Origin of the sequence: Streptomyces sp. NPDC058685, from assembly GCF_042714725.1 — a bacterium.
Taxonomy (GTDB): domain Bacteria; phylum Actinomycetota; class Actinomycetes; order Streptomycetales; family Streptomycetaceae; genus Streptomyces.
Window position 1 is genome coordinate 37,417 of sequence record NZ_JBHXSL010000014.1, and the last position, 18,031, is coordinate 55,447.

The 18,031-nt window shown below is 71.1% G+C and carries 18 protein-coding genes; 10 read left to right on the plus strand and 8 right to left on the minus strand.

Annotated elements, in window-relative coordinates; translation table 11 throughout:
• Positions 1–11: 11 nt before the first annotated feature.
• Positions 12–947, minus strand: coding sequence for an NADP-dependent oxidoreductase (locus ACFWU3_RS14770; RefSeq protein ID WP_384436275.1), 936 nt, complete (start codon positions 945–947; stop codon positions 12–14).
• Positions 948–1,087: 140 nt separating this feature from the next.
• Here ACFWU3_RS14770 and ACFWU3_RS14775 point away from each other — a divergent pair, with 140 nt between their 5' ends.
• The 3 genes from ACFWU3_RS14775 (at position 1,088) to ACFWU3_RS14785 (ending at position 3,890) form a co-directional block, all read left to right on the plus strand.
• Positions 1,088–1,381, plus strand: a complete 294-nt coding sequence (locus ACFWU3_RS14775; RefSeq protein ID WP_313947273.1) for a hypothetical protein — start codon at positions 1,088–1,090, stop codon at positions 1,379–1,381.
• Between the two features lie 266 nt (positions 1,382–1,647).
• Positions 1,648–2,667, plus strand: a complete 1,020-nt coding sequence (locus ACFWU3_RS14780) for a phosphotransferase family protein (protein ID WP_384436278.1) — start codon at positions 1,648–1,650, stop codon at positions 2,665–2,667.
• Positions 2,668–2,675: 8 nt separating this feature from the next.
• Entirely contained in the window at positions 2,676–3,890 is a 1,215-nt protein-coding gene (locus tag ACFWU3_RS14785) for an acyl-CoA dehydrogenase family protein (protein ID WP_384436281.1), read from the plus strand.
• Positions 3,891–4,054: 164 nt separating this feature from the next.
• Here ACFWU3_RS14785 and ACFWU3_RS14790 read toward each other — a convergent pair whose 3' ends face one another.
• Genes ACFWU3_RS14790 through ACFWU3_RS14800 form a run of 3 tightly spaced genes read right to left on the minus strand, consistent with a single transcriptional unit; the run spans position 4,055 to position 7,102 of the window.
• On the minus strand, positions 4,055–4,648 hold the full coding sequence (locus ACFWU3_RS14790) for a TetR/AcrR family transcriptional regulator (protein ID WP_384436284.1): 594 nt from the start codon (positions 4,646–4,648) through the stop codon (positions 4,055–4,057).
• A gap of 40 nt (positions 4,649–4,688) precedes the next feature.
• A complete protein-coding gene (locus tag ACFWU3_RS14795; RefSeq protein ID WP_384436287.1) occupies positions 4,689–6,341 on the minus strand; it encodes a class I adenylate-forming enzyme family protein in 1,653 nt (550 codons plus the stop codon).
• Positions 6,338–7,102 carry an SDR family oxidoreductase gene (locus ACFWU3_RS14800; RefSeq protein WP_384436290.1) on the minus strand — a complete coding sequence of 255 codons (765 nt, stop codon included), beginning with the start codon at positions 7,100–7,102 and terminating at the stop codon, positions 6,338–6,340. Before ACFWU3_RS14800 ends, ACFWU3_RS14795 begins: the two co-directional genes overlap by 4 nt.
• 180 nt (positions 7,103–7,282) lie before the next feature.
• Between ACFWU3_RS14800 and ACFWU3_RS14805 the strand changes: the two genes are divergently transcribed.
• The 6 genes from ACFWU3_RS14805 to ACFWU3_RS14830 all read left to right on the plus strand — a co-directional run bounded on the left by ACFWU3_RS14805 (position 7,283) and on the right by ACFWU3_RS14830 (position 14,416).
• Positions 7,283–8,536 carry an exo-beta-N-acetylmuramidase NamZ domain-containing protein gene (locus tag ACFWU3_RS14805; RefSeq protein WP_384436293.1) on the plus strand — a complete coding sequence of 418 codons (1,254 nt, stop codon included), beginning with the start codon at positions 7,283–7,285 and terminating at the stop codon, positions 8,534–8,536.
• A 185-nt stretch (positions 8,537–8,721) separates the two neighbouring features.
• The gene (locus tag ACFWU3_RS14810) at positions 8,722–10,062 is read left to right on the plus strand and encodes an erythromycin esterase family protein (RefSeq protein WP_384436296.1); all 1,341 of its coding nucleotides are present in this window, start codon (positions 8,722–8,724) and stop codon (positions 10,060–10,062) included.
• Positions 10,063–10,193: 131 nt separating this feature from the next.
• Positions 10,194–11,546, plus strand: a complete 1,353-nt coding sequence (locus ACFWU3_RS14815; protein ID WP_384436300.1) for a serine-threonine protein kinase — start codon at positions 10,194–10,196, stop codon at positions 11,544–11,546.
• A gap of 267 nt (positions 11,547–11,813) precedes the next feature.
• Entirely contained in the window at positions 11,814–12,425 is a 612-nt protein-coding gene (locus tag ACFWU3_RS14820) for a hypothetical protein (protein ID WP_384436303.1), read from the plus strand.
• Between the two features lie 100 nt (positions 12,426–12,525).
• The gene (locus ACFWU3_RS14825; RefSeq protein WP_384436536.1) at positions 12,526–13,257 is read left to right on the plus strand and encodes a 3-keto-5-aminohexanoate cleavage protein; all 732 of its coding nucleotides are present in this window, start codon (positions 12,526–12,528) and stop codon (positions 13,255–13,257) included.
• A gap of 91 nt (positions 13,258–13,348) precedes the next feature.
• Positions 13,349–14,416 (plus strand): RNA ligase (ATP), encoded by a 1,068-nt coding sequence (locus tag ACFWU3_RS14830; protein ID WP_384436305.1) that lies wholly within the window; start codon positions 13,349–13,351, stop codon positions 14,414–14,416.
• A gap of 134 nt (positions 14,417–14,550) precedes the next feature.
• Here ACFWU3_RS14830 and soxR read toward each other — a convergent pair whose 3' ends face one another.
• The gene (soxR, locus tag ACFWU3_RS14835; RefSeq protein ID WP_384436308.1) at positions 14,551–15,027 is read right to left on the minus strand and encodes a redox-sensitive transcriptional activator SoxR; all 477 of its coding nucleotides are present in this window, start codon (positions 15,025–15,027) and stop codon (positions 14,551–14,553) included.
• 106 nt (positions 15,028–15,133) lie between these two features.
• On the opposite strand from soxR, the gene ACFWU3_RS14840 reads away from it, so the two are divergent.
• Positions 15,134–15,595: a MaoC family dehydratase gene (locus ACFWU3_RS14840; RefSeq protein ID WP_384436311.1), complete on the plus strand. Its 462-nt coding sequence runs from the start codon at positions 15,134–15,136 to the stop codon at positions 15,593–15,595.
• A gap of 102 nt (positions 15,596–15,697) precedes the next feature.
• Here the strand turns inward: ACFWU3_RS14840 and ACFWU3_RS14845 are convergent, their stop codons facing one another.
• From ACFWU3_RS14845 to ACFWU3_RS14855, 3 genes are all read right to left on the minus strand, one after another.
• Entirely contained in the window at positions 15,698–16,321 is a 624-nt protein-coding gene (locus ACFWU3_RS14845) for a TetR/AcrR family transcriptional regulator (protein WP_384436314.1), read from the minus strand.
• A 130-nt stretch (positions 16,322–16,451) separates the two neighbouring features.
• A complete protein-coding gene (locus tag ACFWU3_RS14850; protein WP_384436316.1) occupies positions 16,452–16,739 on the minus strand; it encodes a YiaA/YiaB family inner membrane protein in 288 nt (95 codons plus the stop codon).
• 86 nt (positions 16,740–16,825) lie between these two features.
• The gene (locus ACFWU3_RS14855) at positions 16,826–17,977 is read right to left on the minus strand and encodes an acyl-CoA dehydrogenase family protein (protein WP_384436319.1); all 1,152 of its coding nucleotides are present in this window, start codon (positions 17,975–17,977) and stop codon (positions 16,826–16,828) included.
• Positions 17,978–18,031: the final 54 nt, after the last annotated feature.

Below are 18,031 nucleotides of genomic sequence, written 5' to 3' on the forward strand. Positions count from 1 at the left end.
TGCTCCGAGCGTCAGGCGTCCCGGTCGACGGTCACCACGATCTTGCCGCGGGTGTGGCCCTCCGCGCTGAGGATGTGGGCCTGCGCCGTCTGTTCCAGGGGGAAGGTCCGGTCCACATGGACGCTCACCACCCCCTGTTGGGCGAGTTCTCCGAGCGCCGCCAGGTCCGCCGCGTCCGGCCGCACCCAGCAGTAGCGGCCGCCGAGTGCGAGGACCTCGGCGTCGGCGATGGAGGCGAGACGTCCTTCGGGGGCGAGGACCTGGACCGAGGACGTGAGCGCTTCCCCGCCGATGGTGTCGAAGACGGCCTCGACGCCGTCCGGCGCGAGCGCCCGCACCCGCCCGGCCAGGCCCTCGCCGTACGTCACCGGTTCCGCGCCGAGGTCCCTGAGGTGGTCGTGGTTGCGCTCGCTCGCCGTGCCGATGACACGCGCGCCCGCGTGCTTCGCGAGTTGGACCGCCATGGAGCCCACCCCGCCCGCCGCCGCGTGGATCAGGACGGTGTCCGAGCTGCCGATCTTCAGCGCTTTGTGGAGCACCTGGTAGGCCGTGAGACCGGCGAGCGGCAGCCCTGCGGCCTCCTCGAAGGTCAGCCGCAGCGGCTTGCGGGCCAGGGTGCGGACGGGAGCGGCGACGTACTCGGCGAAGGTGCCGCGGGAGAGGAAGTCCTCGCGTACGTACCCCATGACCTCGTCGCCGACGGCGAACTCGGTGACGGCGAAGCCGGGTTGGACCACCACCCCCGAGACGTCCCAGCCGGGGACCACCGGGAAGACGGTGTCGAGGAGGCCGTCGAGATGTCCCTCGCGGGCATGCCGGTCGACGGGGTTGACCGCGGCGGCGCGCACCTTCACGAGGACCGAGTCCGGTCCCACCTTCGGCTCGGGGCGCTCCGTGTACTCCAGGACATCGGGGCCGCCGAAGCTGCTGTAACTGATCGCCTTCATGATCCGACCCTCGGCGCTCCCCGGCACCGGCGCAAGCGTGGGCCCGGCGTGGCGCAGCGCGTCCACCCCGCCCGGGCAGGGCTTCGACGACTAGCCTGGGTATGACAGAACGCCATGAAATCCACCAAAAAGGATGGGTCATGACCGTCCACACGGAACACTCCGCACACGAGCACATGCACGGCCCGGCCTGCGGCCACACCGAGGTGCCGCACGGCGATCACGTCGACTACGCCCACGACGGCCACCTCCACCGCGAGCACTCCGGCCACTGGGACGAGTGCGAGCCGGGCGAGCACACCGCGCACAGCGGTCACGCACACGACCACGGTCCCGCCTGCGGACATCCGGCAGTCGAGCACGGCGACCATGTCGACTACGTCCACGACGGACACCGGCACGCGGCACACGACGGGCACTGGGACGACCACTAGGGTCTGCCGTTCGCACGACTTCAGGAACCACCACAGCAGGACGCAATCCCCGGGGCCCGGCCGGCACACCCGCCGGGCCCCGGGGATTTCGCACGCCCAAGGGCCCCCGGGCCCCGCGATTCCTCGGGTCGCGGCCGTCGCCACGCTCCCCCAGGGGTGTGATCTCGGCCCCTGTACGCCCTCGCACTGGACGACATACCGACTGGTCGGTCATCATAAGAGCGAGCCGTTTCCACGCCCGTTCCGCGCCCCCGGAGGTGCCCCCGATGAGCTCAGTCCCCCCAGGTCTCGATCCCGAGAAGTTGCGCGGTCGTCTGGACCGTGAGCGGCCGGGCCTGGTGAACGGACCGCTCAGCGCACGGCTGATCCAGGGCGGCCGCTCCAACCTCACGTACTCCGTCACCGACGGCACCGGCCAGTGGGTGGTGCGCCGGCCTCCGCTCGGGCACGTGCTGGCCACGGCGCACGACATGAAGCGCGAGCACCGGGTGATCAGCGCTCTGCACCCGACCGCGGTGCCGGTGCCCGAGCCGGTGCTGCTGTGCGAGGACGACTCGGTGCTCGGGGCGCCGTTCTACGTCATGGAGTTCGTGGAGGGCACGCCGTATCGCACCGCGGAGCAGCTCGCCCCCATCGGGCCGGAGCGCACCCGGAACGCGGTGCTCGGACTGCTCGACACCCTCGTCGAACTGCACGCCGTGGACCCGGAGTCGGTGGGCCTCGGCGACTTCGGCCGGCCCGAAGGCTTCCTCGACCGGCAGCTGCGGCGCTGGGGCAAGCAGCTCGACGCCTCGCGCAACCGTGACCTCGCCGGGATCGACGAGCTGCACGCCTCCCTCGGCCGCTCCCTGCCGAACTCCCCCACCCCCACCGTGATCCACGGCGACTACCGCCTCGACAACGTCCTCGTCGGCGCGGACGACAGGATCAAGGCAGTGCTCGACTGGGAGATGTCCACCCTCGGCGACCCGCTGACCGACCTCGGACTGCTGGCCATGTACAGCGCCGAGCTCGAGGTGCCGAACGCCCCCATCAGCACCACCGCGGCCGCGGCCGGCCACCCGTCGACGTCCGAGCTGATCGAGCGGTACGCCACCCGGTCCGGGCGCGACACCTCCGCCATCTCCTGGTACACGGCGTTCGCCTGGTTCAAGCTCGCCGTGATCCTCGAGGGCATCCACTACCGCTACACCCTCGGGCAGACCGTCGGCGACGGCTTCGACCGGATCGGCGATCTCGTTCCCGTCTTCATCGAGCACGGCCTCACCACCCTCCAGGAAGGCTGAGTACATCCATGGATTTCGCATTCGACGCGCGCACCGAGGAGTTGCGGGCCCAGTTGCTCGCCTTCATGGACGAGCACGTGTACCCGGCCGAGGCGGTCGCGCACGAGCAGCGCGCCCAGCTGGCGTCGCCGTGGGACACCCCGGCGATCGTGGAGGAGCTGAAAGCCGAGGCCCGCAGGCAGGGGCTGTGGAATCTGTTCCTGCCGGACGCCGAGCACGGCGCCGGGCTGACGAACCTCCAGTACGCTCCGCTCGCCGAGATCACCGGCCGCAGTCCGCATCTGGGTCCGACGGCGCTGAACTGTGCCGCGCCCGACACCGGGAACATGGAAGTGCTCGCGCAGTTCGGCAACGAGCAGCAGAAGAAGCAGTGGCTCGACCCGCTGCTCGCCGGTGAGATCCGCTCGGCGTTCGCGATGACGGAGCCCGAGGTCGCCTCGTCGGACGCGACGAACATCCAGACGCGGATAGACCGGGACGGCGACGACTACGTCGTCAACGGCCGCAAGTGGTACATCTCCGGGGCGATGAACCCCGACTGCAAGATCTTCATCGTGATGGGCAAGACCGACCCGGACGGCGACGACATCCGGCGCCAGCAGTCGATGATCCTCGTGCCGCGTGACACCCCGGGCCTGGAGATCCGCCGGGCCATGCAGGTGTACGGCTACGAGGACCACTCGCACGGCGGCCATGCCGAGGTCGTCTTCGACGACGTCCGCGTCCCCGCCACGAACCTCATCGGCGAGGAGGGCGGCGGCTTCGCGATCGCCCAGGCGCGGCTCGGCCCGGGCCGTATCCACCACTGCATGCGGCTCATCGGCATGGCCGAGCGGGCGATCGAGCTGATGTGCCGGCGTGCGGTGTCCCGGACGGCCTTCGGCAAGGCGATCGCGCAGCAGGGCGTGGTGCAGAACTGGATCGCCGACGCGCGGGTGACGGTCGAGCAGCTGAGGCTGCTCGTCCTGAAGACCGCGTGGCTGATGGACACGGTCGGCAACCGCGGAGCGCACACCGAGATCCAGGCGATCAAGATCGCGACGCCCCGGGCGGTGGTGGACATCCTCGACAAGGCGGTGCAGGTGCACGGCGCGGGCGGCGTGAGCCAGGACTTCCCGCTGGCCGAACTGTGGGCGGGCGCACGGACGCTGAAGCTCGCGGACGGTCCGGACGAGGTGCACCAGCGGTCGCTGGCACGGCGGGAGCTGAAGAAGTACCTGTAGGCGGCTCGCGGGTTCCGGGGCTTCGGCCCCGGGACCCGCGTTCGCCGTCGCCGGTCGCTCCGGTCCGGGTACGACGCCGTGCTGACGCAGGGGCGGCGCGGCGGACTGCCCGCAGGGACTGCTACGGGCGCAGGCGCGGCGCGGCGGACTGCCCGCAGGGACTGCTACGGGCGCAGGGCCCGCAGCAGCAGGTCCGCGAGGTGGTCCGCCAGTTCGTGCGGGGTCAGGGGGCCGTCGGGGCGGTACCACGTCGACAGATGGTGGACCGAGCCGAAGTGGTAGTCCACGACCAGGTCCGCCGGGGTCGCCGAGGAGAAGACACCGCTCTGCTGCCCCTCCTCCACCAGCGCCCGGAACCGCTCGTGGTAGCGGCGGCGCTCCGCGCGCACCTGCTTGTGCTTCTCCGGGCTCAGATGGTGCATCGAGCGGAAGAAGATGTCCGCGTCGTCGAGGTTGTCGATGGTCGTGACCACCACGTCCGCCGCCGCGCCCCGCAGCCGCTTCTCCACCGGCTCGTCCGCGTCCGCGTAGGCGTCGAGGCGCTCCTGCTGGATGCGCAGCATGCGGGCGTAGATCTCCTGGAGGAGGTCCTCCTTGGAGCCGAAGTAGTGGTACAGCGCGCCCTTGGTGACACCGGCCGCCTCGACGATCTCCTGCACCGAGGTGCGGTCGTACCCCCGCTCGGCGAAGAGACGGGTGGCGGCAGCCAGAAGCCGCTGCGGTACGGGGGTGTCGTCCCCGTCCGTCGTCCTGGCCATGTGGTGCCACCCGCCTCTCGATCAAGTACCAAGCAGTAACTTACCCGGGGAAACGCAGCTCCCGCCGGAGGATCTTCCCACTTGTCGTCTTCGGGAGCTCCGGCAGGATCTCCACTTCGCGTGGATATTTGTACGCGGCGAGCCGCTCGGCGCAGTAGGCGGATATCTCCGCCCCCTCCACGGTGACCCCCGGACGCAGGCTGACGTAGGCCTTCACCGTTTCTCCCCGGTACTCGTCGGGGATGCCGACGACCGCGGCCTCGCGCACCGCCGGGTGGGTGTACAGCACGTCCTCGACCTCGCGCGGCCAGACCTTGAATCCGGACGCGTTGATCATGTCCTTCTTGCGGTCGACGACATACAGCCAGCCGTCCTCGTCCATGAAGCCGATGTCCCCGGTGCGCAGTTCGCCGCCGGGGAACGCCTCGGCGGTCGCCTCGGACAGCCGCCAGTAGCCCGGGACCACCTGGGGGCCGCTGACCGCGATCTCGCCCTGCTCGCCGAAGGGCACCTCCTCACCCGTGTCGTCGAGGATGCGGACGACGGTGTCCGGCCCCGGCACACCGACGGACAGGGTGCCGGACGCCGGGTCGACGGGGGCCTCCAGCTCCGGCGGCACCGAGGCGCAGGGCGCGGTGCACTCGGTGAGGCCGTAGCCGTTGCGGATGTAGGGGCCGAAGCCGGCGCGGAACTTCTCCACCAGCGCGGGCGGCACCGGCGCGCCGCCGGACGAGATCACCTGGAAGGACGCGAAGTGCTCGCGGGTCGCCGAAGGGTGTGCGCCGAGCGCCATGAAGGCCGTGGAGGGTCCGACCGTGTACGCGGGCCGGTGCTCGGCGAAGGCGTCGAGCACGACACCGGCCTCGAAGCGGTAGGCGAGGACCAGAGTGCCCGCGTTGGCGATGCAGGCGGCCAGTTCGCAGACCATGCCGGTGATGTGGAACAGCGGCGCGAGGGCGAAGTAGCACGAGCCCTCGGGCACGGGGTGGCCGGTGCGCTGGCGCTCGGCGTTGTAGGTGATGCCCCGGTGCAGGTTCATGGCGCCCTTGGGGGTGCCGCTGGTGCCGGAGGTGTAGCTGATCAACGCGGTGTCGCCGGCCGTGAGTTCACGGTCCGCGGGCGCCGCGAGGCCCTGCCGGGCCACGTCCAGGAGGTCGTCGGTGTCCGACGGCCGCTCCAGCCGCGCGAAGCCGAGCACCCGCTCGTCGTCGCGGGTCTGGAGATCCAGTTCCGAGGTGGTGAGCACAACGTCCACGGACGCGGCGGCGGCGCTCTCGCGCAGATACGACTCCCAGCCGCGGTCCGCGCAGATCAGGGCGCCGACCTCGGCGTCCTTCAGGACGTGACCGACCTCGGCCGCCTTGTACATCGGGTTGAGCGGGACGACCGTGGCGCCCGCCTTCCAGGCGCCGAGGAGTCCGATCACGAACTGCGGGCTGTTCTGGAGCATGATCGCCACACGGTCGCCCCGGCGGACTCCGCGCGCGGCGAGATGACCGGCCACCGAGTCCGAGAGCTCGTCGGTCTCGCGGTAACTGATCCGCCCGTCGAAGTAGGCGAGGGCGGTGTGTCCGGGGGCCCGCTCGACGGCGGCGCGGAAGGAGTGCACCACGGTCGCCGGCGGGGTGACGGTCGCGCGCTGGGCCTCGGTGAGCCTGCCCAGCCAGGGCTTGGCGGCGTAGAGAGAGGTCACCGGCCCGCCTCTTCCCACTTCCGCTGGATGTGGTTCATCCCGCCGAGCCAGCGCTCGGGCGTCGCGGCGCGTGCCTGGTAGAACTCCGCGACCTCCGGGTGCGGCAGGATCAGGAAACGGTCGTCCTCGATGCCGTCGAAGAGCGCGTCGGCGACGTCCTCGGGTTCGATGGCGCTGGGGGCCAGCACCAGTTCGCCCGCCGATCCGGCCGCCGTGAGCATGTCCGTCCGTACGCCCTGCGGGCAGATGGCGTGCACCTTCAGTCCGCGGTGGCGGTAGGTGAGCGAAAGCCACTCGGCGAAGGCGTACGCCCCGTGCTTGGAGACGCTGTAGGGGGCCGCGCCCACCATGGTGAGCAGCCCCGCCGCGGAGACGGTGGAGACGAAGCGGCCGGTGCCGCGCTCCAGCCAGTCGGGCAGCAGGGTGCGGACCGCGCGGACGTGCGCCATGACGTTCACGTCCCACGCGGCGGCCCAGACCGCCTCGTCGGCGAACGCGTCACCGGGCGAGGCGAGTCCGGCGTTGGCGCAGTAGACGTCCACCGTGCCGTCGAGCGCGTCGCGGGCCGCTTCCACGATCGTGGAGGCGTCGCCCGGCACGGCGGTGGCACCGATCTCCTCGGCGACGGCCTTGGCCTTGACCGCGTCGAGGTCGTTGACGACGACGCGAGCGCCCTCGGCCGCGAACCTGCGGGCCAGCGCGGCACCGATACCGCCGCCCGCGCCCGTGACCACCACTCCTGCGCCCTGCACCGAACTCATCGAAATCCGCCTCTCCACGCTCCGGTCCGTCACGGCAGACTAACCGGTCGGTATGTCACACGAAAGAGGCAGGGCGCAGGGGAAGGAAGCACGAAGCGCGTGTGCGCGGGTCGTTCCACGCGCCCCCGGCGCGCGCTAGCGTGCGTGGCCATGACAGACAGCGATCACGGAGGTGGCCCGATGAGCCTGTCCAGACGGGGACTGCTGGCCGCGACAGGAGCGGCCGGCGCGCTGGCCGCGACCGGGCCGGCGGCGAGTGCGTCTCCCGCCGCCGCCCGCTCGACCCGGCGCCGGGTCCGCACCGGCTTCGACCGGCTCGCCGCCGACGGTTACGCGATGCTCTCCGGGCAGCGGGTCGGCGTGGTCACCAATCCGACCGGCATCACCCCGGACGTACGGCACATCGTCGATGTGATGCACGCGGACGACCGGGTGGACCTGACCGCCGTCTTCGGCCCCGAGCACGGCTTCCGCGGCACGGCCCAGGCGGGCGGCTCCGAGGGGCGCTACGACGACCCGGCGACCGGGCTGCCCGTCTACGACACCTACCTCAAGAGCGGGCAGCCGCTGGCCGACATCTTCACCACCTCGGGCGTGGAGACGATCGTCTTCGACATCCAGGACGCGGGAGCGCGCTTCTACACCTACATCTGGACGCTGTTCGACTGCATGCAGTCGGCCGCGCTCGCCGGCAAGCGCTTCGTCGTCCTGGACCGGCCCAACCCGGTGACGGGACGGGCCGCGCTCGGTCCCGTACTGGACAAGGCGTTCGCGACCTTCGTCGGCCGCGAGCCGATCTCCCAGGCGCACGGCATGACGGTGGCCGAGCTCGCGCTGCTGTTCAACGGCGAGTTCCTCCAGACGCCGGTTGATCTGCGGATCGTCCGGATGTCCGGCTGGGACCGCGCCGACTTCTTCGACGAGACGGGGCTGCCGTGGGTGCCGCCGAGCCCCAACATGCCCACTCCCGAGACCGCGCTGGTCTACTCGGGCACCTGCCTCTTCGAGGGCACGAACCTGTCGGAGGGGCGCGGCACGACCCGTCCGTTCGAGCTGCTGGGCGCCGAGGGGATCGGCCGCGGCTGGGCCGAGGCGGCGAACGGCCTGAACCTGCCCGGTGTGCGGTTCCGTGAGGCGTACTTCGCGCCGACGTTCTCCAAGTTCCAGGGGAAGACGATCGGCGGGGTCCAACTGCACGTCCACGACCGGGAGTCGTTCGACCCGGTGCGCACCGGCATCGGTCTGCTGGTGACGGCGAAGCGGAGCTGGAGCGGCTTCGCCTGGCGTCCCGACAACTGGATCGACAAGCTCACGGGCTCGACCAAGGTCCGCACACTGATCGACGCGGGGGCCGGGACGGACGAGGTGGTGGGCGCCTGGCGCGGTGAGCTGGCGGCGTTCCGGGCGATTCGCAAGAGGTATCTGCGGTACTGAGCGGGGCAGTCGGGACGCGGCCCTGCCACGACGGCAGCCGGGACGCGCGACCCGGACGACGAGAACCCGACACGGAACCGCACGCGCGGTGGAGGGCCGGTCCGCCCGCACGGGGGCCGGCCCCACCATCGACACGGGTGCCCGCAGGTTGGTCCGGGCGCGCGGTGCGCCGACAGGCTTGATCCATGAACACCACCACTCGACACCGGTTACAGCAGGTGCTGGTGCTCGTGCTCGCTCTCGGCGCGCTCGTCGTCGGCGGCCCCGCACGCGCACAGCCCTCCCCCTCTCCCGCCTCCTCCCGCGCCGCCCACGACCCCGTGCCCGCGCTGGCCCGGGCGGCCCATCCGCTGTCCGATCTGCGGCCGCTGGAGCGCATGATCGGCACAGCGAAGATCGTGGGGATCGGCGAGGCCACCCACAACTCCGCGGAGTTCTTCACGACCAAGCACCGCGTCTTCCGGAACCTCGTGGAGCGCAGGGGCTTCACGACCTTCGCCCTGGAGGCTCCCTGGAGCACGGGGCTGCGGCTCAACGCGTATGTACTGCACGGCAGGGGCGACCCGCGGCGCATCATGCGGGAGGAGTTCCAGAACTCCTACGCCCTGTGGAACACCCGCGAGTACCTGGACCTGATCCGGTGGATGCGCCAGTACAACGTGCGGCATCCCCAGCGGCCCGTGCAGTTCATGGGCGACGACACCGCCTACTCGGGGCCGGAACTCTTCGACACCGTCACGGGCTGGGTCGCGAAGCGGTACCCGGCGCTGCTGCCGGAGATCAGCCGCCTGTACCGGGCATCGCGGCCGACCGCCTCGGTGGACGAGACGATGACGGCGTATCTGCACCGGCCCATCGCCGAGCGGCGGGCGATGGCCGCGGACGTGGGGCGGGCGCTGGCCCTCCTGGAACGGCAGAAGCCGGGGCCGGACCGTGAGGAGCACGCCTGGATGCTTCAGCACGCCCGCGCGATCGCGCGGACCGGGACCCAGTACACGTTCGACTTCTTCGACGAGAAGGAGATCGCGGACGCCATGCTCTACCGCGACCGGACCATGGCCGAGAACACTGTGTGGTGGCAGCGGCGGACCGGACACCGGATGGTGCTCTCCGCGCACAACGGCCACGTCGGCTACGAGACGAGCAACCCGGCGCAGTATCCGAAGCTTCAGGGCGCGTTCCTGCGGGACATGGTGGGGGCGGACTACGTCAGCGCCGGATTCACCTTCGGACAGGGATCGTTCAACGCGCTGGACGTCACGGATCCCGCCGAGCCGATGCGGACGTTCTCGGTGGGACCGCCGGCTCAGGGCAGCAACGAGGCCGTCCTGGAACGGGTGTCGGGCAGGGACTACTACCTCGACCAGCGCAGCGCACCGGCCGCGGCGCGGAACTGGCTGGGTGTCGCCCGCCCGACCCGGAACATCGGCAACGCCTGGCCGGCGGATCCGGAGCAGGTGCGGCTCGTCAGCTCGTACGATGTGCTGATCCATCTCCACCGGGTGACCGCGGCCGGCCTGCTCTGACGGGCACGGCAGCGGAAGACTCCAGGCGATCGACCGCTTTCAGGTGCGGTCGGCCGCGTCCCGGGTATGGCCGGCCCTCCCCGTGCGCAGGATGCTTCTGGCAGAAGCGGATTTAACGGGGAGGGGCAGTCATGCCGGACATGAGCGTGGGGCCGTATCAGGACATCACCTTCGACCGGGACGGCGATGTCGACGCCGCACAGCGCGACCGGCTGAGAGCCATGAACGTCACCGATCTGGTGATGTTCGCGCACGGCTGGAACAACACACCGTCCGTGGCGCGCCGGCTCTGTTCGGCCTTCTTCGCGCCCTTTCCGGGACTGGCGGCTCCTTCCGCACGGCTGGGGTACGCGGGGGTCGTCTGGCCCTCGATGAGGTTCACCGACGAGCCGGTGCCGGACTTCGGCCCGTCGGCCGTCGCGGGAACGGTGGACAGCGCCCCCGGACCGGTGGAGGCCGTCCCGGGATGGGCCGGCCCGGGTGCGGTGGCGCTCGACGCGGCGACGCAGCAGGCCCTGACGGGTCTCTTCCCCGGCCACGAGGCGACAGTGGCACGGCTGGCACAACTGCTCGACGAGCAGCCGGAGTCGGAGGCCGCGTTCGCCGAGTTCGGCAGGCTGGCACGGCAGTTGGCCGAGGTGCCCGCGGGCGGACTGGAGGCCGGCTTCACGGAGGACCTGCCGAAGGACGAGCGGGGGCCCGCCGCCGTGCTGTACGAGGACACGCTGTCGCTGTGCCGGCAGTTCACCCTGGCACTGGAGGAGACGGAGCTGGTGGCGGACAAGGAGGCCGCCGACGCCACCTTCGCCCTCGGAGGCGGGCTGACGAAGGTGTGGAAGGGCGCGAAGGAACTGTTGCGCCAGACCACGTACTACGCCATGAAACGGCGCGCGGGGACCGTGGGCGAACTGGGCCTCGGGCCTCTGCTCGGACAGCTCGCCCGCACCTCCCCCGATGTGCGCGTCCATCTCGTCGGTCACAGCCAGGGCGCCCGGCTGGTCGCGTTCGCGCTGCGCGGTCTGCCCGACGGCGCCGACAACGTGAAGTCGGTGACGCTTCTCCAAGGCGCCTTCTCCCACTACGCGTTCGCCCCGAGCCTTCCGCACGCGCCGCAGAACGCGGGTGCGCTGCGCACCATGGAGCAGCGCGTCGACGGTCCGGTGGTGGCATGCCACTCCCGGCACGACAGCGCCCTGGGGGTGATCTATCCGCTGGCCTCGCGTCTCGCCGGGGACGACGCGACCGCGGCCGGTCTGGACAAGCGCTGGTGGGCGCTCGGGCACGACGGCATACAGGGCGTGCGGTCCTCGGCCCGGCTCACCCTGGACGAGGCGCTGGCACGGGGCGTGCCCGCCTCCGGCTGCGTGAGTGTGGACACGGCGGCCGTCGTGCGCCGCGGCGGACCGCCGTCGGGCGCACACAGCGACATCTGTCATCCGGAACTGGCACGGGTGGTCCTGGCGGCGGGCCGTCTCGAACGCTGAGACGAGGGACGCCGTGTTCTCGAACACACAAGGGGGAGAAAACAAGCCGGGATTCCGATCGCCCCGACCCGCGCCGATCGCCTCGATCCCGGCTTCGACAGCGGCAACGAAGGGGCCGGGCGGAGGCCGGAGCCGCTCGGGGACCCTGGCCGGAACCGTCGGGAAAGACCCACTGATGGACGACATTCGATTTTCGATGGAGCCGGATCGGGCACTCGTACGTCCATTCCTCAACGCCGATGTACCAGCGACGGAGGTGGCAGTGCGATGGCCGGTTTCCGGAGTCTTGCGAGACAGGTGCGCGACACGCGGTGTGATCTGGCGCTACGGCGCTACTCACTGCGGAAGTGCCTTGAACGTTTTGCCCCTTATGGGCACCGGGCGACCTGGGATCACCTGTGCGCACGGCACAGTATCGAGCCCGAGGACCGGGCGCCCGATCCGGCGCGGCTGGTGGCCGCGCTCGACGAACTGGAACAGGCGCGGGCCGTCTGGCTCGCGTACGAGGAAGGTTTCGCGGACCGCAGGAAGCGTGAGAAGCACGACGGGCTGCGACGGCCGGCCGCCATCGACGACTGGCACCGGCGGACCTGGGGCGGGAACGGGGTGGCGCGCTGCGACCGGCCGGGAGCCCATCCCTCGGCGCCCCTGGACGAGGTGCTCCGCCGGCTGATCTCGGCGCTGGAGGACGGCCCCCGTTCCGCCTGCCCGGTGTGCGAGGAAACCCATATCGTCTGGCGGCAGGATCTGGCGAACGAGCCGTGGTTCGGGCCGGTGTGTGCGGGCTGCGGCATCGTGGTGCCGCAGCCCGTTCTGACGTCCGAGGCCGTCGCGGCGGCCAAGCGGGCGGGACGGCAGGAACTGGCATCCGTGGCCTGACGGGCGTGGGGGCGGGCTTCGGCGTCGTACCGCCCCCGCCTGTCGTTGTCAGTGGTGCCCAAGCCTGTCGTTGTCAGTGGTGCCCGGCACCATGGACCGCATGATCCAGGTCTGTCTGAACGGGAACCGGTCGGCAGCCGACGGCACCGCCGTGCCGTTGACCCCGGCCGCCCTGGCCGAGTCCGCGGCCCTTGCCGTCGCCGCGGGCGCGGCCGATGTGCATGTGCACCCGAAGACGCCCTGCGGCGCGGACACCCTGTCGCCCCGGGGGGTGGCCGAGGTGCTCACCGCGATCCGGTCCGTGGTCGGTGTGCCGGTCGGGGTGACGACGGGCGCCTGGGCGGAGCCGGACCCGGAGCGCCGGGTGCGGCGGATCCGTGACTGGACCGTGCTGCCCGACCATGCCTCGGTGAACTGGCACGAGGAAGGCGCCGAGGAGGTCGCGGCCGCGTTGATGGAGCGCGGCGTGGGCGTGGAGGCGGGCATCTGGTCCGGTACGCGCGGAGCGTCGCGCTTCCGCTCGTCCGCTCTGGCCCCGCGGGTGCTGCGCGTCCTCGCGGAGGTGACGGACACGGACGCGTCGACGGCGTCCGCGACGGCCGGCGCCCTCCTGGACGAACTGGACGGCGCCCACGGCCTGCCGGTGCTGCTGCACGGCGAGGACGGCGGCGCCTGGCCGGTGCTGCGGCTGGCGGGCCGGCTGGGCCTGGACACCCGCGTGGGCCTGGAGGACGTCCTGGTGCTCCCCGACGGCAGCGCGGCCGCCACCAACGCCCAACTGGTCACCTGCGCACGGGCCTTCGGCCCGGACGCCGCCTGCCGGCCGCGGTGAACCGGCGACCGTAGCAGACACAAAATCGCTGGCCCCACCGCAATTGCTCCCCGGAGAGTGGAGGCGATGAAACACGACCGAGGAGCCTGACATGTCGACGCTGCGCGTCACCGCCGAACTGCTGACGATCCATGAGCATCCCAACGCCGACGCCCTCGAACTGGCCCAGGTGGGCCTGTACCGTGCCGTCGTCGCCAAGGGCGCGTACCGCAGTGGTGACATCGCCGTCTACATCCCGGAACAGGCCGTGCTTCCCGCTCCCCTGATCGAGGAGCTGGGGCTGACCGGCAGGCTCGCCGGAAAGGCGTCCGACCGCGTCAAGGCGGTGCGTCTGCGCGGTGAGCTGTCGCAGGGCATCGTGTGTCTGCCGCGGGCGCTCGCCGATGTCGATCTGCGCCGGGCCGCCGCGGAGGAGACCGATTTCGCCGAGCGGCTCTCGATCACCAAGTGGTCGCCGCCGATACCGCCGACCATGGACGGCGAGGTGGAACGGGCTCCCGATCTGCTGCCCTGGGTCGACATCGAGAACATCCAGCGGTATCCGGAGATCTTCGAGCCCGGCGAGCCGGTCGTCCTGACCGAGAAGCTGCACGGCACGGCCTGTCTGGTCACCTACGCGGCCACGGACGGCAGGGTCCAGGTCTCCTCCAAGGGCTTCGGGTCCAAGGGCCTCGCGCTGAAGGAGGATCCGCGCAATCTGTACTGGCGCGCGGTGATCGGCCATGACGTTCCCGCGGTCGCCGCACGCATCGCCGAGAAGCTGGGCGCGACCCGCGTCGGCATCTTCGGCGAGGTGTACGGCGCGGGGGTGCAGGACCTCGCCTACGGCGCCGACGGCCGTTCGGAGGCGCTCGGTTACGCGGTCTTCGACCTGTCGGCGGAGATCGACGGCCAGGTCCGCTGGCTGGACCCGGCCGCACTGCTCGACGGTGAACTGCCCCTGGTGCCACGGCTGTACGAGGGTCCGTACGACGTCGAGACGGTCCTGCGGCTGGCGAGCGGCCGGGAAACCGTCTCCGGCCGCGAACTGCACCTGCGGGAGGGCGTGGTCATCCGTCCGGCGACCGAACGCCACAGCCCCGTGGTGGGCGGCCGGGCGATCGCCAAGGCGGTGAGCCCGGCGTATCTGACCCGCAAGGGCGGCACGGAGTACGAGTAGCAGGTACCGGCCGCTCTTGGGGGGGTGGCGGAGTGGGGGCGGGCCCGACACGGGGGTGCGGGCCCGCCCTCATCCGTTGTCCGGCCGGGAACGGCGCCAGGTCAGGGCACGGGCAGGCCGGGAACGCGGCCGGGTCAGCCGCCGTCCTTCGCGCGGCTGCGCTCGGGGAGCAGCCGTGAACCCGTCAGCCGCTCGCCGAAGATGTCGTCCGGGTTGGACAGGACGCAGTTCTCCAGCGAGAGACAGCCGCAGCCGATGCAGTCGGTGAGATGGTCGCGCAGCCGTCCCAACTGCTGGATGCGTTCGTCCAGTTCGCTGCGCCAGGCCCGGGAGAGCCGTGCCCAGTCCTCACGGTCGGGGGTGCGCTCCTCGGGCAGTTCGGCGAGGGCGTCCCTGATCGTGGCGAGCGGGATGCCGACGCGCTGCGCCGCCCGCACGAACGCGACCCTGCGCAACGCGTCCCTGCTGTAGCGGCGCTGGTTGCCGGTGGTCCTACGGCTGCTGATGAGGCCCTTGGACTCGTAGAAGTGCAGGGCGGACACGGCAGCGCCGCTGCGCGCGGACAACTGGCCGACCGTGAGCTCATGAATCTTCTCGGGAATCTGTGGCACTCCCCGAAGGCTACTCGTCGATCGTTGACAGGAGCGCGCCCGCCCGACCATGCTGAGCAAGCGCTTAGACAATCGTTTCCGTGCGTGAGAGGCAGGGACCAGGGACATGGCCGAGCCGAGGATCTTCACCTCCCCCGACGAGCTGCGCGCCGGCGTCGGCGAGCAGCTGGGGCACAGCGACTGGCTGGAGGTCGACCAGAAGCGGATCGATCTCTTCGCCGACGCGACCGGTGACCACCAGTGGATCCATGTGGACCCCGAGCGCGCGGCGGGCGGCCCCTTCGGCACGACGATCGCGCACGGCTACCTCACCCTGTCGCTGCTGCCGGCGCTTGTACCGCAGGTGCTGCGCGTCGAGGGCATGAAGATGGGCATCAACTACGGGACCAACAAGGTCCGCTTCCCCGCTCCCGTGCCGGTGGGCTCGCGTCTGCGCGCGACGGCGGTGCTGCAGAGCGTCGAGGAGGCGGGTGGCGGCGTCCAGGTGACGGCCCTGGTGACGGTCGAGCGGGAGGACGGCGACAAGCCGGTGTGCGTGGCCGAGTCGGTGTCCCGCTACTTCTTCTGAGTCTTCGGATTCCTCAAGGTCACAGCATCCCGCGCGTCGCGCGGTTCGAGGCCCCGTGGCGCTCCGGCCCCACGGGGCTTCCGGGCGCCGGGGCCTCCGGGCCTACTTGCGCGCGGAGACCATGCGCAGGACGAGGTCGGCGTAGAGCGAGCCGACCTCCTCGGGCGTCCGGGTCCCCCCGGTGTTGAACCACCGTGCGACATCGATGCACAGGGAGAGGACCGCGAGGGTGGTGCCGGGCACGTCCGGGACGTCGAACTCCCCCGTCGCCACCCCGTCGCGCAGGATCTCGCGCACGACCGCGTCGCTGCGGCGGCGCAGCTCCACGATCTCGGTGCGGTGCTCCTCGGAGAGGGCGTCGAGCTCGTACTGCACCACCCGGGCGGTGTTGTGGCGGCCGGCGTGCCAGCGCACGAAGGAGCTCACGGCCTCGGCGAGCCGTTCACCGGGGGTGGTGCCGCGCGCGGACGCCGCGGACAGCACCTCCAGCGCCCGGTCGTGGCCGATTCGGCTGATCCGGTGAAGGAGTTCTTCCTTGGTCTTGTAGTGGATGTAGAGCGCGGCGGGGCTCATGCCCGCGCGGCCCGCGATGTCGCGCGTCGTCGTCGCGTGATAGCCACGCTCGGCGAAAGCCTCGACGGCGGCGACCAGCAACTTCCTCGCCGCTTCGGGCGCGACCTCGCCCCACGGCATGTCCTCGCCGGTCGTGTCCTCCGCCGTACTCATTCACTCGCCCCTTCCGCTCAGCAGCGGGAACACCATACCCCGAGGGTGAGCAAGCGCTTAGGGTCTGCCGTTCGGATCTTGCCACGCCGGCCCGGCCGACGGACGCCAGATCTTCGCCGGCCCTGGTGCTTCACAGCTTCTGGAACGGGTCGTGCTCGGCGAGCAGCTTCTCCAGCCGGGCCTGGTCCACACGACTGACGATCTGCCCGGCCTCCTGGCGGTCCCTGACGACCTTGGCCAGCGTGAAGGCGGAGGTCGTCAGGTAGAGGACGGCGATGGCGAGGAACGCCCGCACCCAGCGGTCGGCGTCCATGGTCCAGATGCCGATCGCGACGGCGCCGAGCGCGATGGCGAAGGAGGCGACGGCCTGCCCGTAGTACGCGGCGGTGTTCTGCTGCTTGACCTGTGTCTCACTCATGGGCCACAGCATCGCGGCCGGCGACCGGGCCCACATGGGCGCTGCTACTCAGCCGCGTACTCATCCCGCCCCCGGCCCGGGGCGGGTCAGAACGCGGAGACTCCGGTCAGCGCCCGGCCGATGATCAGCTTCTGGATCTGGCTGGTGCCCTCGTAGAGCGTCATCACTCGGGCGTCGCGGACCAGCTTTCCGACGGGGTACTCGTCGATGTAGCCGTAACCGCCGTACACCTGGAGGGCGTTGTTGGCCGCGCGGACGGCCGCCTCGGAGGCGAAGAGCTTGGCCTGGGACGCGGCGGTGGCGAAGTCCCGGCCTCGGTCGACGAGGTCGGCGACGCGCCAGGTCAGCATCCGGGCCGCCGACACGTCGACGGCGATGTCGCTGATCAGCTCCTGGACCAACTGGTACGAGGCGATGGGCCTGCCGAACTGCTCCCGCTCGCCCGCGTAGCCGACGGCCGCGTCCAGTGCGGCCTGGCCGATGCCGACGCAGCCGGCCGCGACCGACATCCGGCCCTTGGCGAGGGCGGACATGGCGATCGAGAATCCCTTGCCCTCGGGGCCGAGCAGCGCGTCCGCCGGTACCCGGACAGCGTCGAGGACGAGCTCGGCGGTGGCCTGTCCGCGGAGTCCCAGCTTGCCGTGGACGGTGTGCCGGGTCAGGCCGGGACTGTCCGTCGGCACGAGGAAGGCGGAGACACCGCGATGCCCGGGGGCGTCGTTGGTCCGGGCGAAGAGCAGCACCACATCGGCCCAGGTGCCGTTGGTGATGAACATCTTGGAGCCGCTGATGACCCAGTCGTCGCCGTCGCGCGCCGCGCGGGTGGTGAGGTTTCCGGCGTCGGAGCCGGTGCCGGGTTCGGTGAGGCCGAAGCAGCCGAGCATGTCGCCGCTGGTCAGCCCGGGCAGCCAGCGGCGCTTCTGCTCCTCGTCACCCCAGGACGCGATGGTCTTGGCCACCAGCCCCAGGGAGACGGAGACGATGCCGCGCACCGAGGAGTCCCCGCGGCCGAGCTCCTCCGTGACCAGGCAGTACGCGAAGTGGTCGCCGCCCGAGCCGCCGTACTCCTCGTCGACGGTCAGCCCGAGGAAGCCCAGTGAGCCGAGCTTCTTCACGATCGACCGGTCGACGCTCTCGGCCCGGTCCCACTCGGCCGCGTAGGGGGTGACATCGCGGGCCACGAAGTCCTCGGCCAGCTGCCGTACCGCCGCCTGCTCCTCGCTCAGCTCCAGGTCCATGCGCCACACCCCACTTTTAACTATCACTGCTAGTTTCTTGTCGGCAGGCCCTAC

Bases quoted from the DNA above. Each gene is read 5' to 3' on its own strand.
- ACFWU3_RS14800 (WP_384436290.1), bottom strand. From the start codon at position 7,102: ATGAGTTCGGTGCAGGGCGCAGGAGTGGTGGTCACGGGCGCGGGCGGC.
- ACFWU3_RS14815 (WP_384436300.1), top strand. From the start codon at position 10,194: ATGCCGGACATGAGCGTGGGGCCGTATCAGGACATCACCTTCGACCGG.
- ACFWU3_RS14805 (WP_384436293.1), top strand. From the start codon at position 7,283: ATGAGCCTGTCCAGACGGGGACTGCTGGCCGCGACAGGAGCGGCCGGC.
- ACFWU3_RS14770 (WP_384436275.1), bottom strand. From the start codon at position 947: ATGAAGGCGATCAGTTACAGCAGCTTCGGCGGCCCCGATGTCCTGGAG.
- ACFWU3_RS14825 (WP_384436536.1), top strand. From the start codon at position 12,526: ATGATCCAGGTCTGTCTGAACGGGAACCGGTCGGCAGCCGACGGCACC.
- ACFWU3_RS14820 (WP_384436303.1), top strand. From the start codon at position 11,814: ATGGCCGGTTTCCGGAGTCTTGCGAGACAGGTGCGCGACACGCGGTGT.
- ACFWU3_RS14780 (WP_384436278.1), top strand. From the start codon at position 1,648: ATGAGCTCAGTCCCCCCAGGTCTCGATCCCGAGAAGTTGCGCGGTCGT.
- ACFWU3_RS14810 (WP_384436296.1), top strand. From the start codon at position 8,722: ATGAACACCACCACTCGACACCGGTTACAGCAGGTGCTGGTGCTCGTG.
- ACFWU3_RS14840 (WP_384436311.1), top strand. From the start codon at position 15,134: ATGGCCGAGCCGAGGATCTTCACCTCCCCCGACGAGCTGCGCGCCGGC.
- ACFWU3_RS14790 (WP_384436284.1), bottom strand. From the start codon at position 4,648: ATGGCCAGGACGACGGACGGGGACGACACCCCCGTACCGCAGCGGCTT.
- ACFWU3_RS14845 (WP_384436314.1), bottom strand. From the start codon at position 16,321: ATGAGTACGGCGGAGGACACGACCGGCGAGGACATGCCGTGGGGCGAG.
- ACFWU3_RS14830 (WP_384436305.1), top strand. From the start codon at position 13,349: ATGTCGACGCTGCGCGTCACCGCCGAACTGCTGACGATCCATGAGCAT.
- ACFWU3_RS14850 (WP_384436316.1), bottom strand. From the start codon at position 16,739: ATGAGTGAGACACAGGTCAAGCAGCAGAACACCGCCGCGTACTACGGG.
- ACFWU3_RS14855 (WP_384436319.1), bottom strand. From the start codon at position 17,977: ATGGACCTGGAGCTGAGCGAGGAGCAGGCGGCGGTACGGCAGCTGGCC.
- ACFWU3_RS14775 (WP_313947273.1), top strand. From the start codon at position 1,088: ATGACCGTCCACACGGAACACTCCGCACACGAGCACATGCACGGCCCG.
- ACFWU3_RS14785 (WP_384436281.1), top strand. From the start codon at position 2,676: ATGGATTTCGCATTCGACGCGCGCACCGAGGAGTTGCGGGCCCAGTTG.